1 pseudogene is annotated in these 815 nt (G+C 43.6%); it reads left to right on the top strand.

The window, feature by feature from the left end:
- Positions 1–256, top strand: a pseudogene (locus tag IEY34_RS36285) (IS4 family transposase); the annotation flags it as partial.
- Positions 257–815 lie beyond the last annotated feature (559 nt).

The following is an 815-nucleotide window of genomic DNA, read 5'->3' on the forward strand; positions in this document are numbered from 1 at the left end:
CATCCTGCTTGCGTGGCAGCATCGGCAAAGCACAGATCAGCGTTCACTTGGCGGTTTGTTTTATTTGTTGTGCGATGAGGTTAGCACCATGGACTGGGTGGTCGCCTTGCAACAACTCGTTGATTTAATCAATGAAGTAGCCACACAGGCAAGTAAAAAGCTCTCAAAATTGATTAAAAGTCAACTCCAACAATGGATCGCCGGTTTGCCCAGTTATCTTAAGGCTTACTTGCCCATTTCAAGCTGCGAAGTTTGAGTTAAAAGGCTTTACCCCATCCGAAAATTCGGATGGGGTTTTTAAGTTACCGAAATGATAGGTTAAACGAATATACATTAATATTTTAAATTAATTTGAAATGGAGGTTTGACTGTTAGAGTTTTTCGACGGAACCAACTTGTTTGTTGTCTTTACTCCTGGCGACGTCCAATTTACCGATGAAGATAAATGGTCAAACGGACCGCCTGCCATAGAAGGCAGCCCGATCGAGTCAGCCTTGGGATGGGTTTCCGCGCTAGGATAGTCGACTTACCCTTGTACATCAAGGAGTTATTCGGTAATTTAAGCTTCGAAAGTTGAGTTATTACCTTTAGGAGCTCCATTCATTTCGTATAATCGTGGCCACGGCAATTCGGGAACCGAAAACTTATACTTTCTATTGTGGTAAGAAAAGCGGCTTTACCGCCCTGAGAGATGAGCATCTTCATAACGGTTTTCAGCAATCTAGCGGATCCTAGTTCCCTTTGGGCTTTGAAATGACAGAGATCGTCGTGTGAAAAGGAACTATGATCCGCTAAATGGCGGGAACTGGGGTAAA

The sequence above is a fragment of the Paenibacillus marchantiophytorum genome (genome assembly GCF_014640555.1).
GTDB classification, from domain to species: domain Bacteria; phylum Bacillota; class Bacilli; order Paenibacillales; family NBRC-103111; genus Paenibacillus_E; species Paenibacillus_E marchantiophytorum.